This is a genomic window from Microbacterium sp. MTN4-26, from assembly GCF_042846595.1.
Classification (GTDB): domain Bacteria; phylum Actinomycetota; class Actinomycetes; order Actinomycetales; family Microbacteriaceae; genus Microbacterium; species Microbacterium luteum.
In genome coordinates this window covers 19,475-32,900 of sequence record NZ_BTGO01000010.1, presented here as the reverse complement: position 1 = coordinate 32,900, position 13,426 = coordinate 19,475, and the positions used below count along the sequence as shown (strand labels likewise).

The window sequence follows — 13,426 nt, the reverse complement described above, 5'->3', positions numbered from 1 at the left end:
AGCGGGCAGAGGGGCTCGACACGTCGACAAGTCTCCACCCGTTCGGGCATCCGCGGGAGAGGTCACGCAGAACCCGCTCGGTAGAGTGACGAGGGTGGAATCCGACGACGAGCTGAGCGAAGACGCCGGACAGAGCGCATGCGGTCCGGGATGCACGTGCGGCGCCCCCGAACGATCCACGTTCCTCCCTCTCGGCACGACGAAGCGCCGCATCGAGGGGGCCGGCGAGCCGTCCGGGGCACACGGCGTCGAGCAGGCGATCATCCCGGCGGGAACCTTCGCCATGGGCGATTCCTCGGGCGACCGGAATCCCGGTGACGGCGAGGTGCCGGTGCACGATGTCACCCTCGACGCGTTCTCGATCGACGCGACCAGCGTGACCAACGACGACTTCGCCCGTTTCGTCGACGCCACGGGCTTCGAGACCGAGGCCGAGACCTTCGGCTTCTCCGCCGTGTTCCACCTCGCGCTCGACGCACCCGACGACGACGTCATGGGGCGCGCATCCGGAACCCCGTGGTGGATCGGCGTCCGCGGCGCCGACTGGCGGCACCCCGGAGGGCGGAACAGCTCGATCGACGGCCTCGGAGACCACCCGGTCGTGCACGTCTCGCACAACGACGCGCTCGCCTACTGCGCCTGGGCCGGTCGGCGTCTGCCCACCGAAGCGGAGTGGGAGTACGCCTCCCGCGGCGGCCTCGACGGCGCCAAATACCCGTGGGGCGACGAGGAGCCCGATTCCGGCGGCGCGTGGCGCACCAACATCTGGCAGGGTGCCTTCCCGCACGCCAATACCCTGGAGGACGGATTCCTCACCACCGCTCCGGTGCGCACCTTCTCGCCCAACGGCTATGGGCTGTGGCAGACGGTCGGGAACGTCTGGGAGTGGTGCGCGGACTGGTGGGATCCCCGCACCTACGCCGCGTCGCCTCCCCGGAATCCACAGGGACCGGAGCGGGGCGATGTGCGGGTGCTGCGCGGCGGAAGCTTCCTCTGCCACATCTCCTATTGCAACCGGTACCGCAATTCGGCCCGCTCGCAGAACACCCCTGACTCCTCGATGGGCAACGCCGGGTTCCGCACGGTCGCCCTGGCCGGTTCGTGAGCGGGTCATCGGATGCGCCGCGAGGCGGCGACGCGTCACGGCGCCGTGATGCGCTGACGTGGATCGCGCTCGTCGTCGCCGCCGCAGCCCTCGGAGTCATCGTGTGGGCCTGCGTCACCGCGTGGGGGGCGATCGTCCACGGACACCCGGCCTATGCCGTGCTGCTGGGCGCGGCCGCTCTGCTCGCGGTCCTGGGCGTCGTCGTGGCGCTGCGCGGCGCTCGTCGCCGGACCGCGGCGCGGGTCACCGGTCGCATCCTCCTCCTGGTCGCAGCCGCCGGGGGCATCGCCGCCCTCGCCTGGCTCCGCCCGTACCCGGCGGTCGAGCCGGCGCTCTCGGCGATGCAGAGCGACGAGGCCGTCACCGTGGTCGAGAGCGCCGATCGGATCGTTTTCGAGCCCGCGGATGCGCCGTCGTCGACCGCGGTGTTCTTCCAGCCCGGAGCGCTCGTCGACCCTCGCGCCTACGCGGCGGTCCTGCGCCCCCTCGCCGAGGCGGGCCATCCGGTGGTCATCGCCAAGCAGCCGCTGGGGATCGCGTTCCTCGCGCTCGGCGCGTTCGACGACGCCCGCGACGTCGTGCCGCATGCCGACGGCTGGGTGATCGGCGGGCATTCGCTCGGCGGAACGGTCGCCGCAATGCAAGCCGACGAACACGACGAAGACACCGAGCGCCGAGCCACGGGCCTGATCCTGTACGCCTCCTACCCCGCCGACGACATCAGCGAGACCCTCACCACGCAGGTGCTGTCGATCTCCGGCACCGAAGACGGGCTGGCCACGCCGTCGAAGATCGCCGATACCGCCGCCACCCTTCCCGTCGACACGGAGTTCCTCGTTCTCGACGGCGTCTCACACGCCCAGTTCGGCTCGTACGGCCCGCAGCCGGGCGACGGTGTGCCACAGGTGTCGGACGAGACCGCGCGTACGCAGATCTCGAACGCGAGCCTCGATTTCGTCTCGTCGTCTACTGCCGGCTGACCCCTCGGGAATGAAGCGGCACCGGCCTACGCTGGAGGAAAGAAGACCGCAACCGACAGAGAGGCGGCTTCCATGGCAACGCAGACCGTGACGATGGACTCCTTCCGCGAGACCATCGCCGACAACGACATCGTCCTGCTCGACTTCTGGGCCGAGTGGTGCGGGCCGTGCCGATCCTTCGCACCCGTCTTCGAGAAGGCGTCCGACGAGCACACGGACGTCGTCTTCGGCAAGATCGACACCGAGGATCAGCGCGAGCTCGCGGGCGGCTTCGGCATCACCTCGATCCCGACGCTGGCGGCCTTCCGCGAAGGCATCATGGTGTTCTCGCAGCCGGGCGCCCTCCCCGCGCCGGCCCTGGAGCAGGTGATCACCGCGGTGAAGGGCCTCGATATGGATGATGTCCGGCGCCAGGTCGCCGAGCAGCAGGCCGCGGGCGACACCGAGGCATGACGCCCGACCGACGCCGTCGACGGGGCATCGGGGTCAGCCGATCGTGGTGCCGAACAGCGAGCCGACCAGGAACGTCGCGACCAGCGCGAGCGTCCCACCGATGAGCGTACGCAGGACCGCCTTCCACCGTGACGCACCCCCGATCCACGCAGCGACGTACCCGGTCACCGCGAGGGCGACCAGCACGGCGACGAAGGTGAGGGCGATCCGCTCGGGGTGAGGCGTCAGGAGCATGGTCACCAACGGCAGGAGCGCGCCGACGGTGAAAGCGACGGCGGATGCGATGGCCGCGTACCAGGGACTCACGACGTCGTCGCGGTCGATGTTCAGCTCGGCAGCCAGGTGCGCGCCGAGAACATCCTTCGCCGTCAGCTCCCGCGCGACCTTCTCGGCCGTCGCGCGGCTGAGGCCCTGGGCCTGGTAGATCCCGGTGAGCTCTTCGAGTTCCGCCGCCGGGTCCTCGGCCAGCTCGCGCCGTTCCTTCTCGATCAGGGCGTGCTCGGTGTCACGTTGCGAGGCGACCGAGACGTACTCGCCGAGCGCCATCGAGATCGCTCCGCCGACGAGGGCGGCCGTGCCGGCCAGGAGCACCGGCAGGCTTCCGCTGGTCGCCCCCGCGACGCCGACGACGACCGCAGCCGTCGAGACGATGCCGTCGTTGGCACCGAGCACGCCGGCACGGAGCCAGTTCAGGCGCTGCGCGAGGCCACCACGGTGGGGCTCGTCGGGATGCGCAGAGGAGGCCGGGGCATCGGAGGCGGCGTTCACGGGCGACAGGCTAGCGCTTCGGAGAGAACCGCAGTTGTCACGGCGTCCTCTCGGCGGCGACCCTGGCGATCGTCCGACGCTCGGTCTCGTTCTCGCACAGCGCCAGAGCCCGGTCGAAGGCGGCACGGGCCGCGCCCCGCTCCCCCGTGGCGGCGAGCATGTCGGCGCGCGCGAGATGGAAGTAGTGGTATCCGTCGAGTTCTTCGGCGATCGGCGACAGAAGCGCGAGACCTGACTCCGGCCCCTCGGACAGCGCGGCAGCGACCGCCTCGTTCAGCGACACGATCGGCGACGGCTCGAGCCGAGCGAGCACGGCGTACAGACGCCTGATGGTGCGCCAGTCGGTGTCGTCGAAGGTCGGTGCGCTCGCATGGGCACCGGCGATCGCCGCCTGAAGCTGGTACGGCCCCACGCGGCGGAGCGCGAGCGCGCGTGCCAGCAGGCGCCGTCCCGCCGCGATCGCTTCGGCATCCCATCGGCTGCGGTCCTGGTCGCGCAGCAGCACGACCTCGCCGTCGGCGTCGAGTCGCGCCGGGCGTCGCGCGTCGGTGTAGGCCAGGAGCGATGCCAGCCCCCAGGCCTCAGGCTCCTCCGGGAGCAGGTCGCACAGCGTGCCCGCCAGCCAGCGGGCCTCATCGCACAGGTCGCCGCGCACGAGCTCACCCGTGGGCGCGGCGTGCCCCTGCGTGTAGATCACGTAGACGACCTTCAGCACGTCGTCCAGGGAGTCCGCGAGCAGGTCGCGATCGGGGACCTCGAAGGGCACGCGACTGGCCGCGATCTTCTTCTTCGCCCGCACCAGGCGCTTCGCCATGGTCGCTTCGGAGACGAGGAAGGAACGCGCGAGCGAGGCCGTCGGCAGGCCCACGACGTAACGCAGCGTCAGCGCAACGCGTGCCGACTCGTCGAGGGCGCGGTGGCAGCATCCGAAGATCATCGCCAGCAGGTCGTCGGAGATCGGCCCGCGGTCGCGTTGCGGCAGCTCGAGCGCGGCACGCACATCGTCTTCTCGCCGCGCCCATCGCACGTCGCGTCGGGCCTGATCGATCGCCCAGCGGCGCGCGACGGTGAGCAGCCATGCGCCTGGCGCGCCCGGCAGCCCGTCGGCGTGCCAGCGTTCGGACGCAACCGCGAACGCGTGCTGCGCGGCATCCTCCGCGAGATCGAAGTCGCCGAGGTCGGCGCGCAGGGTCGCGACCAGCCGTGGCCACTGCGCACCGAAGACCTCGGCGACCTCGGGATGCGGCACGCTACTGCTGCATCTGCGACACGTCGAAGATCGGCCGGATCTCGACCGAGCCGTAGTCGACGTTGGGGACCTTCTCGGCCCACGAGATCGCCTCATCGAGGTTCGCGACGTCGAGCACGTAGAAGCCGCCGAGGTGTTCCTTGGTCTCGGCGTAGGGTCCGTCGGTGACGACGGTCTTGCCCTCGCGCACGCGCACCGACGTGGCGGTGTCCTGCGGGTGGAGCGCTTCGCCGGAGACGAAGACCCCGGCGTCCTTCACCATCTGGTCGAAGGCGAACCACTCACCCATCTCCGCGGCTTCTTCGGGGCTTCCCGGCTGCGGACTGACATCGGGGGCGCTGGCGAGGAGGAGCATGTACTGCATGGCGTGTCCTTTCGGTCTGGGAGCCGCCCGTCGCAGCCCCTCACTGAAGCGACGAACACCAGTGCACCAGATGGACACCCCCGCCGCATTTCTTTTCTCGGGTGGCTTCGCGTGCCACGGTGATCTCATGCGCATCCTTCGCGCGCTCCGCTCGCACGCCACGCTCTCGGTCACCGCCGGAGTGCTGACGGTCGTGCTGGTCCTCGCGACGACCGGCCGTGGGGATGCGGCCCGCATCGTCGCGACGACATGGGTCGGGGCGGTGGTCGTGTGGACTCTCGTCGGCATGGTGCGGCAGGTGATGCGCGGGCACGTCGGACTCGACATCCTCGCCGTGGTCGCGATGGTCGCCACCCTCGCGGTCGGCGAGTACGTCGCGTCGCTGATCATCGTGCTGATGCTGGCGGGTGGCGACGCCCTGGAGCGGCTCGCCGGACGCCGTGCAACCCGCGAGCTCACCGCGCTCCTGGACCGCTCCCCCCGCACCGGTCATCGCGTGCGGGCCGCGCCCGAGGGCACGGAGATCATCGCGGACGTCGATGTCGACGACATCGCACCGGGCGATGTTCTGCTCGTACGACCGGCGGAGATCGTTCCGGTCGACGGCGTCGTCCTCGGCGACACCGGCGTGTTCGACGAGTCCTCGCTCACGGGCGAGAGCATCCCCGTCGAGCGGCGAACGGGCGATGCCGTTCCGTCGGGAGCTCTGAACGGCGCCGCCGCGGTGCGCATCCGGGCCACGCGCACGAGCGGGGACAGCCAGTACCAGCAGATCGTCGCCCTGGTGCGCGAGGCCGAGCCTTCCCGCGCGCCGGTCGAACGCCTCGCGGATCGCTTCGCGATCCCGTTCACCGCAGTATCGCTCGTTCTGGCGGGCACTGCCTGGGGAGTTTCGGGCGATCCCTCCCGATTCGCCGAGGTGCTCGTGCTGGCCACGCCCTGCCCCCTGCTCATCGCCGCGCCGGTGGCGTTCCTCGGCGGACTCTCCCGCGCCGCGAATGCCGGTGTGATCGTGAAGGGCGGGGCGGTGCTCGAGCAGCTCGCCCGCGTCGCGTCCGCGGCGTTCGACAAGACGGGCACGTTGACGGCGGGGCGACCCGCCGTGTCCGGGGTCCATCCCACGGCCGGATTCACCGAGTCGCAGGTGCTCGGAGCCGCCGCGGCGGCCGAGCAGTACTCCACCCACGCCTTGGCGCCGGGCATCGTCACCGCCGCCCGGGAGCGCGGTGTGATCGTGGGCGCCGCGACCTCCGCTCGCGAGGCGGCGACCGACGGCGTCACCGCCATCGTCGACGGACACCGCATCGTCATCGGCAAGCCGGCCTTCGTGTCTGCGGCGGCGCCCGAGCTGCAGCGCGCGATCCTCGCACCGGGCGAGGCCGCGGCCTACGTGGCGATCGACGGACGCTTCGCCGGTCACCTGACGTTCGTCGACACGGTGCGACCGGAGTCCCGCCAGGTCGTGAACTGGCTGACGCACAACGGCGTCGGCCGGGTGGCCATGCTGACGGGGGATGTGCCGGCGACCGCCGACTCCATCGCCCGCGACGTGGGGATCACCGAGGTGCACGCCGAGCTGCGACCGCGGGAGAAGGTGCATCTCGCGGCCGAGATGCGTCCTCGCCCGATGATGATGGTCGGTGACGGCGTCAACGACGCGCCGGTGCTGGCCGCCGCCGACGTGGGCATCGCGATGGGGGCGCGCGGGGCCACCGCCGCCGGCGAAGCAGCGGACGCGGTCCTGCTCGTCGATTCGCTCTCCGGCGTCGTCGACGGCATCGCGATCGCGCGTCGCACGGTCCGGGTGGCCGTCACCGCGATCGGCATCGGCATCGCGCTGAGCATCGGCCTGATGCTGATCGCGATGACGGGTGCGATCCCCGCCGTGGCCGGTGCGCTCATCCAGGAACTGGTCGACCTCGCGACGATCCTCTACGCCCTCCGCGCCTTGACCGGCGGCCTCCCCTCGCGAAGCACCCGGACGGGATTCCCAGGCGCGCGCGGTGGACTGGAGGAGTGAGCCCGACACGACGCCGACGGCGACGGCGCCTGACACGCCGCCGCGTGGTCGGCGTGCAGGTGGGCGCGACCGTGGCGCTCGCCGGATTCTTCGGCGTGTGGGGGCTCGTCGTCGCCGCCGACGTGGCCGATTCTCCGACCGAGGTGTGCACCGCGCCCGGCGTGGTCGGCGAGGCGAGCGTCGCCGGGTACTCGGGAGACCAGCTGGCCCATGCGCTGACCATCATGGAGGTCGGCGCCGACGCCGGATTCGACGAAGTCGGGCAGCGCCTGGGCGTGATGGCGGCGATGGGCGAATCGGGGCTCCGCAACCTCGACTACGGCGACTGGGAGACCTCGGGCATCCGCAACCCCGACGGGTCTCGCACGTCGTCGATCGGGCTGTTCCAGCAGCAGGACTGGTGGGGCACGGTCGAGGAGCGGATGGATCCCGCGCGCGCCGCATCCCTGTTCTTCTCGCGGCTCGCGACCGTCGAGGGCTGGGAGCGGATGCCGCCCTCGCGGGCGATCCACACCGTGCAGGTCAACACCGATCCCGACCACTACGCGCGCTGGGCCGATGCGGCCACCGCCGTCACCGACGCCCTCGCGGCGGACTGCTTCGGCGCAACGGCGAGCGCCGGAAAGTAGGATTTATCCGCTCGCTCTCGCGAGATCATCTCCACCGTCGACGGGTCGCACGTGACATCACCCTCTGCCCTGCACACGCCCGGCTGGCGTACGTGGACGGTCTGGATCGTCGGGGTCGCCGCCTACGTCGTCGCGATCACGAACCGCACGTCGCTGTCGTCCGTCGGCGTCGACGCGGCGATCCGGTTCGATGCCGACGCCTCGGCGCTGTCGATGTTCGCCGTCATCCAGCTCGCCGTCTACGGTTCGCTCCAGGTGCCGGTGGGGCTGATCCTCGACCGCCTCGGCGCGCGCCCGGTGATCGCGGCCGGCATGGTGCTCATGGCCACCGGTCAGCTCGTCATGGCCTTCGCCGACGCCGTCGGGATCGGCATCCTCGCGCGCGTGCTCATCGGCGCCGGCGATGCCGCGGTCTTCCCGAGCGTGCTGCGCGTGATCGCCACGTGGTTCCCGGCGCAGCGCTCACCGCTCCTGGTGCAGCTGACGGGCATCATCGGCCAGCTGGGTCAGATCGTCGCCGTCGTGCCGCTGGCAGCCCTCCTGCACGCCACGTCGTGGAGCGTCGCGTTCGGCAGCCTCGCCGGACTCACGGTGCTGTTCGCGGTTCTCACCTTCGCGGTCATCCGCAATCGTCCACCCGAGCGTCGCGACGATCCGCTCGACACCGCCGTCGACACCGACACCGGCGCGGTGCGTATCGTGCGTTCGGCGGCCGATCTGCGCGAGGGATTCCGCGAGTCGTGGTCCCACCCGGCGACGCGGTTGGGCTTCTGGTCGCACTTCACCACCCCGTTCGCGGGCACGGCGTTCGTGCTGCTGTGGGGCTATCCGTTCCTCACCGCGGGCGAGGGGCTCAGGCCCGCCGCCGCGTCGGGACTCATGACCCTGCTCGTGCTCGCCGGCATCGTGTTCGGACCGATCCTCGGGGCGCTCTCCTCACGGCACCCGACGCGCCGGTCGCGCTGGCTCGTGCTGCCGACGGTGGTGTTCCAGGCCGTCGCGTGGCTCGCGGTGATCGTGTGGCCCGGCGCCGCGCCGGTCTGGCTGCTGGTGATCCTCGTCATCGCGCTCGCCTCGGGCGGACCCGCCTCGATGATCGCCTTCGACCATGCCCGCGCGTTCAATCCGACGCATCGCCTGAGCACGGCGACCGGCATCGTCAACGGCGGCGGCTTCCTCGCCGCGCTGATCGCGATCCTCATGATCGGCGTCTCGATGGACCTGCAGGGCGCCGGCACACCCGAGACCTACTCGCTGGACGCGTTCCGCATCGCCTTCCTCACCCAGGTGCCGCTGTGGATCATCGGTTCCTGGGGAATCATCCGCGAGCGCAGCCGCACGATCCGGCACGTCGGCGGACCGGGGAATCTCCCCTGGTGACGCATCCGGCCGGTGCGGGCGCTAAAGGCGCGGTTCGATGAAGCGAACCCAGTTCGCGCCGCCACCGGTCTCGGCGCGCTGGAGGAGTTCGAGGTGCTGCCCGTGGACGGCGTAGAGAGAGACCGTCGTGCTTCGCTCACCCGCGGCGACCAGGTATCGGCCGTCGGCGCTCAGCGCGAATCCGCGCGGCTGCGGCTCGGTGGGCGTGAAGGTCTCGGCGGGACGGAGGGAGCCGTCTGCGGCCACGGGCACCGCTGCGAGACTGCTCGTCGACCGCTCCGATGCCCAGAGATGCTTCTGTCCGGCACCCCAGTGCAGGTCGGCTCCCCACAGCGCCGGGTTGACGGTGGGATTGCCTCCGAACACGCCGGGCGGCAGGCCGACGGCGACATCGTGCGCCGCGGTGGATCCGTCCGGAACAAGCACCCCGTTCTGCCGGTCACGGTGCAGACGCACGATCTCGGCACTGAACTCCGTGAGCACGTAGACGCTGTCCTCCGCGGCGTTCAGCGCCAGGTGGCGGGGCCCGATGCCGGGCGGGAAGGCGACGGTGGACGGACTCAGCGGCTCGAGCGAAGGCTCATCGGTGATCGCGTACTGCGCGACGAGATCGTCGCCGAGCGAGACGAAGTACGCGAACCGACCGGATGCATCCGGCAGCACCGCGTGCAGGTTCGCATACGCGATCTCGGAGACCGGAGCGCTCACCACGCCGTCCGCGACGGTGCTGAGGATGCCGTACCCGCCGCCGTAGGAGGCGCCGAGCAGCACCTCGCCGTCGTGAGTGAGGGCCAGGTAGTTCATGCCGCCCCGCGGCAGATCGCGCCGCGAGACCTCCGTCAGCACTCCGGCTGCGCGGTCGAGCGAGAGCGTGACGATGCCCGCGGGGTCGCCCTTGACGGCGGCGTAGACGAGGTCGCGCGTCGAATCGACGGCGAACGTGGAGCATCCCGTCAGCCCCTCGGTCACCGACAGGCGCTCGAGCGCTGCCCCGTCGAAGCGGAACAGCGACAGGGATCCGTCGCCGGCGTTGGCGACGAGCACGAGGGAATGGGTCATGAGGGGTCCTGTTCGCTCGGGAGGAGTCCGGCCGACCGACGCGCCGCGGTGGCGACGGCGAGCACGGCCTGGCTGTGGTCGAGACGTCGGTCGCGCTCGGCCGTGTCGTGCCGGGCGATCATGTCGACGAACGCGCGGAACTCCTCGACCATGCGATGCGGATGCACCGACAGGTCACGGGTCTGCACCTGTTCGCCTCGGCGCTGGGATCGCACGACCGGCATCGCGTTCGGCGCCCCGTCGACGGCGATCCAGCCGTCGGTGCCCTGGATCTTCGAGCGGATCGGGCCGTCGGAGTCCTTCGCGCACACGCACACCGCGGTGCGGTCGCCGTACCCCAGCACGAGCACGCCGGAAGTGTCCACGCCGCGCTCGAGGTTGGCGGTGTACTGCACGCTCTCGGGAAGCCCGAGAAGCCCCACGACGAAGTGGATCGTGTAGATGCCGATGTCGAGCAGCGCGCCGCCACCCTGCGCCGGGTCGAACGCCGGCAGCACCTCGCCGGCCCGGAACCGGTCGAAGCGCGACGAGAACTGGGAGTAGTCGCACTGCACGACGCGGATCTCCCCGACGCTGTCGAGGTGCTCCTGGATCCAGCGGTAGTTCGAGAGGTACACCGTGCTGATCGCCTCGACGAGGATGAGATCGCGCTCCTCGGCGAGGTCGCGCAGTTCCTGCAGATCGCGCTCATCGAGCACGAAGGGCTTCTCGCACACCACATGCTTGCCGGCCTCCAGGGCCTTGCGCGCATACTCGGCGTGCAGCGAGTTCGGCACCGCGATCCACACCGTGTCGATGTCGGGATCTGCGAGGCAGGCATCGAGGTCGAGGTGCACGCGGTCGATGCCGAACTCGTCCCGCATCGCGGCGAGGCGATCGGCTGACGCCGGACGCCCGCAGATCGCGACGAGGTCGAGGCCGTCGACGGCGGCGGCGTGGGGCAGGAAGTCGCGGACGATCATCCCCGACCCCAGCACGGCGAGCTTCATGCGAATCTCTCCTCGGGATGCGATCGGGCACGCGGATGGCGTCGCAAGACGCGGCTCTCCCCATCGTATGCGCGGCCCCGTGCGGGCCATAGCCGCCGCATAAGCCTCCATAGCGCGGTATCAGCCGGTCGCGGGGTGCCGGATAGGCGGGGTGCGTATCCCTGGATGCATGGAACCCACGCCCCGCCGCAAACGCCGCACCCGTCGCCGGAACGTGATCATCGCGTCGGCGCTGACGACCACGCTCACCCTCTCGGGCGCCGCAGCGTGGGCCGCGGACCGCTACCTCGTGCAGCACGTCGAGATCGACGATGTCGCCGCGTACGAGGCGGAGAACTCACCGGTCACCGTGGACGACGGTGCCGACGACACCGGCGACGACGCGAGCACCGAGACGGTCCTGACCGACACGTCGTACACGAGCGGGGAGACGTCGGTCGAGATCTCGACCGTCGTCGAGGGGTCCGGGGACTCGACGGTGACCTACTACGTCGCCGAGGTCACCTTGGGCGACGCGACCGCGCTGCGGAGCGCCTTCGCCAACAATCAGTTCGGCGAGAACATCACCGACCTCACCAGCTCCATCGCCGAGCAGAACGATGCCGTCTTCGCCATCAACGGCGACTACTACGGGTTCCGCGACACCGGCATCGTCATCCGCAATGGCGTCGTGTACCGCGACGACCCCGCCCGCACGGGCCTGGTCTTCTACACCGACGGCAGCGTCGAGGTCTACGACGAGACCGCCACCAGCGCCGACGAACTCGTGGCCGCCGGCGCGTGGAACACCCTCAGCTTCGGGCCGGCGATCGTCGAGGACGGCGCGGTCCTCGAGGGGATCGAAGACGTCGAGGTCGACACCAACTTCGGCAACCACTCCATCCAGGGCGACCAGCCGCGCACCGCGGTCGGCGTCATCGACGACAATCACCTGGTCTTCGTCGTCGTCGACGGGCGCCAGAGCGGCTACAGCGAGGGGGTCACCCTCACCGAGCTCGCCGACATCTTCGTCGACCTGGGGGCGACGACGGCCTACAACCTCGACGGGGGCGGCTCGTCGACGATGTTCTTCGACGGCGAGGTGGTCAACAGCCCGTCCAACGGCGGCGAGCGCGCCACCAGCGACATCCTCTACATCGCGGGGTGACCGGCATGATCGTGCTCATCCCCGCGCTCGAGCCCGGACCGCGCCTGCCCTGGCTGGTCGACGAACTGCTCGCCGCCGATCCCGACCTCACCGTCCTGGTCGTCGACGACGGCAGCGGGCCGGGGTACGACGATCTGTTCTCGGTGGTCGAAGACGCCGGCGCGCGCGTCATCCGCTTCTCGAGGAACCGAGGGAAGGGGGCTGCGCTGAAGGCGGGCTTCGCCGAGGTCGTGCGGTGGGCACCGGATGACGACGTCGTGACCGCCGATGCAGACGGCCAGCATCGCGTCGACGACATCCTCCGTGTCGTCGAGGCCCTGCGGCGGGAGAAGGCGGCCGAATCCCCGGCGCTCATCCTCGGGTGTCGCGACTTCGGCGGTGACGTGCCGGTGCGCAGTCGTGTGGGCAACGCGGTGTCGCGCGGGGTGTTCCGCGTGGTCGCCGGGTGGGCGCTCAGCGACACGCAGACCGGACTGCGCGGCATCCCGGCGGCGCTGCTCCCGTGGGCGATGTCGGTTCCGGGCGACCGTTTCGAGTACGAGCAGAACATGCTGCTGCGCAGCCGGAGCGCGGGGGTGACCGCTCGCGAGGTGCCCATCGCGACGGTCTATCTCGAGCGAAACGCCTCGAGCCACTTCCGTCCGTTGACGGACTCGCTGCGCGTCATGCTTCCCCTGATCCTCTTCGCGGGGTCGTCTCTCCTAGCCTTCGCGCTCGACACGGTGCTCCTGCTCGTGCTGTCGGCCGCGACGGGCTCGCTGGTGTTCTCCATCGTGGCGGCCCGCGTGATCAGCGCATCCGTGAACTTCGCCGTGAACCGTCGGGTGGTCTTTCATCGCCGGAGCCGGAGCCGGGGCCGCACGCGCGAAGCCCTGCGGTACGCCGCCCTGGCGCTCGTGCTGCTCGCGTCGAACATCGCGTGGATGGGAGCGCTGACCGACATCGGCGTCACCCTCCTGGCAGCCAAGATGCTCACCGAGGTGGTGCTGTTCCTGACGAGTTACGCCGTGCAGCGCTCGCTCGTCTTCCGCGGAGGACAAGGGGCTGGTCGGAAGCGGCTGCATGCAGCGCGCGCCCGAATGCGCTCTCTGGTCCCGGAATCGTCACAGGCCATCCGTACCGGCACCCCGTTTGAGCGAGCCCTTCATGCCGGAACATCCCCTCCGCTCGGCACCGAGGCGCGGCACCATCGCGTCATCGACGACGACACCGCCAGGGCCACGGCGTTTCGGGATGCGGAAGAGCCGGCGGGCCGCCGCTGACGGGCACGCCGGTCGAGCGCG

Annotated in this window: 13 protein-coding genes; 8 read left to right on the top strand and 5 right to left on the bottom strand. The window is 70.6% G+C overall.

Annotation, left to right across the window (positions count from 1 at the left end; genetic code table 11):
* Nucleotides 1-94 precede the first annotated feature (94 nt).
* From ACGG9C_RS10005 to trxA, 3 genes are all read left to right on the top strand, one after another.
* Complete coding sequence (locus ACGG9C_RS10005) at nucleotides 95-1,105, top strand: formylglycine-generating enzyme family protein (RefSeq protein ID WP_228480911.1); 1,011 nt, start codon at nucleotides 95-97, stop codon at nucleotides 1,103-1,105.
* Entirely contained in the window at nucleotides 1,102-2,085 is a 984-nt protein-coding gene (locus ACGG9C_RS10000) for an alpha/beta hydrolase (RefSeq protein WP_390178599.1), read from the top strand. The genes ACGG9C_RS10005 and ACGG9C_RS10000 overlap by 4 nt, the downstream gene beginning before the upstream one ends.
* A gap of 72 nt (nucleotides 2,086-2,157) precedes the next feature.
* Nucleotides 2,158-2,538: a thioredoxin gene (trxA, locus tag ACGG9C_RS09995; RefSeq protein WP_390178598.1), complete on the top strand. Its 381-nt coding sequence runs from the start codon at nucleotides 2,158-2,160 to the stop codon at nucleotides 2,536-2,538.
* 33 nt (nucleotides 2,539-2,571) lie between these two features.
* Here the strand turns inward: trxA and ACGG9C_RS09990 are convergent, their stop codons facing one another.
* Genes ACGG9C_RS09990 through ACGG9C_RS09980 form a run of 3 tightly spaced genes read right to left on the bottom strand, consistent with a single transcriptional unit; the run spans nucleotide 2,572 to nucleotide 4,919 of the window.
* Nucleotides 2,572-3,306 carry a VIT family protein gene (locus tag ACGG9C_RS09990; RefSeq protein ID WP_194384466.1) on the bottom strand — a complete coding sequence of 245 codons (735 nt, stop codon included), beginning with the start codon at nucleotides 3,304-3,306 and terminating at the stop codon, nucleotides 2,572-2,574.
* A gap of 37 nt (nucleotides 3,307-3,343) precedes the next feature.
* Nucleotides 3,344-4,555, bottom strand: a complete 1,212-nt coding sequence (locus ACGG9C_RS09985) for an RNA polymerase sigma factor (RefSeq protein WP_286718194.1) — start codon at nucleotides 4,553-4,555, stop codon at nucleotides 3,344-3,346.
* 1 nt (nucleotide 4,556) lies between these two features.
* The gene (locus ACGG9C_RS09980) at nucleotides 4,557-4,919 is read right to left on the bottom strand and encodes a YciI family protein (RefSeq protein ID WP_194384465.1); all 363 of its coding nucleotides are present in this window, start codon (nucleotides 4,917-4,919) and stop codon (nucleotides 4,557-4,559) included.
* Between the two features lie 127 nt (nucleotides 4,920-5,046).
* Here ACGG9C_RS09980 and ACGG9C_RS09975 point away from each other — a divergent pair, with 127 nt between their 5' ends.
* From ACGG9C_RS09975 to ACGG9C_RS09965, 3 genes are read left to right on the top strand one after another with little or no spacing between them, the layout of a single operon-like run.
* Nucleotides 5,047-6,939, top strand: a complete 1,893-nt coding sequence (locus ACGG9C_RS09975) for a heavy metal translocating P-type ATPase (protein WP_194384464.1) — start codon at nucleotides 5,047-5,049, stop codon at nucleotides 6,937-6,939.
* The gene (locus ACGG9C_RS09970) at nucleotides 6,936-7,568 is read left to right on the top strand and encodes a hypothetical protein (RefSeq protein WP_194384463.1); all 633 of its coding nucleotides are present in this window, start codon (nucleotides 6,936-6,938) and stop codon (nucleotides 7,566-7,568) included. Before ACGG9C_RS09975 ends, ACGG9C_RS09970 begins: the two co-directional genes overlap by 4 nt.
* Before the next feature lie 51 nt (nucleotides 7,569-7,619).
* Complete coding sequence (locus tag ACGG9C_RS09965) at nucleotides 7,620-8,948, top strand: nitrate/nitrite transporter (protein ID WP_194384462.1); 1,329 nt, start codon at nucleotides 7,620-7,622, stop codon at nucleotides 8,946-8,948.
* Between the two features lie 21 nt (nucleotides 8,949-8,969).
* Here the strand turns inward: ACGG9C_RS09965 and ACGG9C_RS09960 are convergent, their stop codons facing one another.
* Both ACGG9C_RS09960 and ACGG9C_RS09955 read right to left on the bottom strand, forming a co-directional pair.
* The gene (locus ACGG9C_RS09960) at nucleotides 8,970-10,007 is read right to left on the bottom strand and encodes a beta-propeller fold lactonase family protein (RefSeq protein ID WP_194384461.1); all 1,038 of its coding nucleotides are present in this window, start codon (nucleotides 10,005-10,007) and stop codon (nucleotides 8,970-8,972) included.
* Nucleotides 10,004-10,996, bottom strand: coding sequence for a Gfo/Idh/MocA family protein (locus tag ACGG9C_RS09955; RefSeq protein ID WP_390178597.1), 993 nt, complete (start codon nucleotides 10,994-10,996; stop codon nucleotides 10,004-10,006). The genes ACGG9C_RS09960 and ACGG9C_RS09955 overlap by 4 nt, the downstream gene beginning before the upstream one ends.
* 169 nt (nucleotides 10,997-11,165) lie before the next feature.
* Between ACGG9C_RS09955 and ACGG9C_RS09950 the strand changes: the two genes are divergently transcribed.
* Nucleotides 11,166-12,143, top strand: a complete 978-nt coding sequence (locus tag ACGG9C_RS09950) for a phosphodiester glycosidase family protein (protein WP_194384459.1) — start codon at nucleotides 11,166-11,168, stop codon at nucleotides 12,141-12,143.
* Between the two features lie 5 nt (nucleotides 12,144-12,148).
* On the top strand, nucleotides 12,149-13,405 hold the full coding sequence (locus ACGG9C_RS09945; protein WP_194385404.1) for a GtrA family protein: 1,257 nt from the start codon (nucleotides 12,149-12,151) through the stop codon (nucleotides 13,403-13,405).
* Nucleotides 13,406-13,426 lie beyond the last annotated feature (21 nt).

What these genes read in the sequence shown, in the direction of transcription:
- ACGG9C_RS09975 (WP_194384464.1), top strand. Translation starts at nt 5,047, where the DNA reads ATGCGCATCCTTCGCGCGCTCCGCTCGCACGCCACGCTCTCGGTCACC.
- ACGG9C_RS09945 (WP_194385404.1), top strand. Translation starts at nt 12,149, where the DNA reads ATGATCGTGCTCATCCCCGCGCTCGAGCCCGGACCGCGCCTGCCCTGG.
- ACGG9C_RS09955 (WP_390178597.1), bottom strand. Translation starts at nt 10,996, where the DNA reads ATGAAGCTCGCCGTGCTGGGGTCGGGGATGATCGTCCGCGACTTCCTG.
- ACGG9C_RS09950 (WP_194384459.1), top strand. Translation starts at nt 11,166, where the DNA reads ATGGAACCCACGCCCCGCCGCAAACGCCGCACCCGTCGCCGGAACGTG.
- ACGG9C_RS09980 (WP_194384465.1), bottom strand. Translation starts at nt 4,919, where the DNA reads ATGCAGTACATGCTCCTCCTCGCCAGCGCCCCCGATGTCAGTCCGCAG.
- trxA (WP_390178598.1), top strand. Translation starts at nt 2,158, where the DNA reads ATGGCAACGCAGACCGTGACGATGGACTCCTTCCGCGAGACCATCGCC.
- ACGG9C_RS09960 (WP_194384461.1), bottom strand. Translation starts at nt 10,007, where the DNA reads ATGACCCATTCCCTCGTGCTCGTCGCCAACGCCGGCGACGGATCCCTG.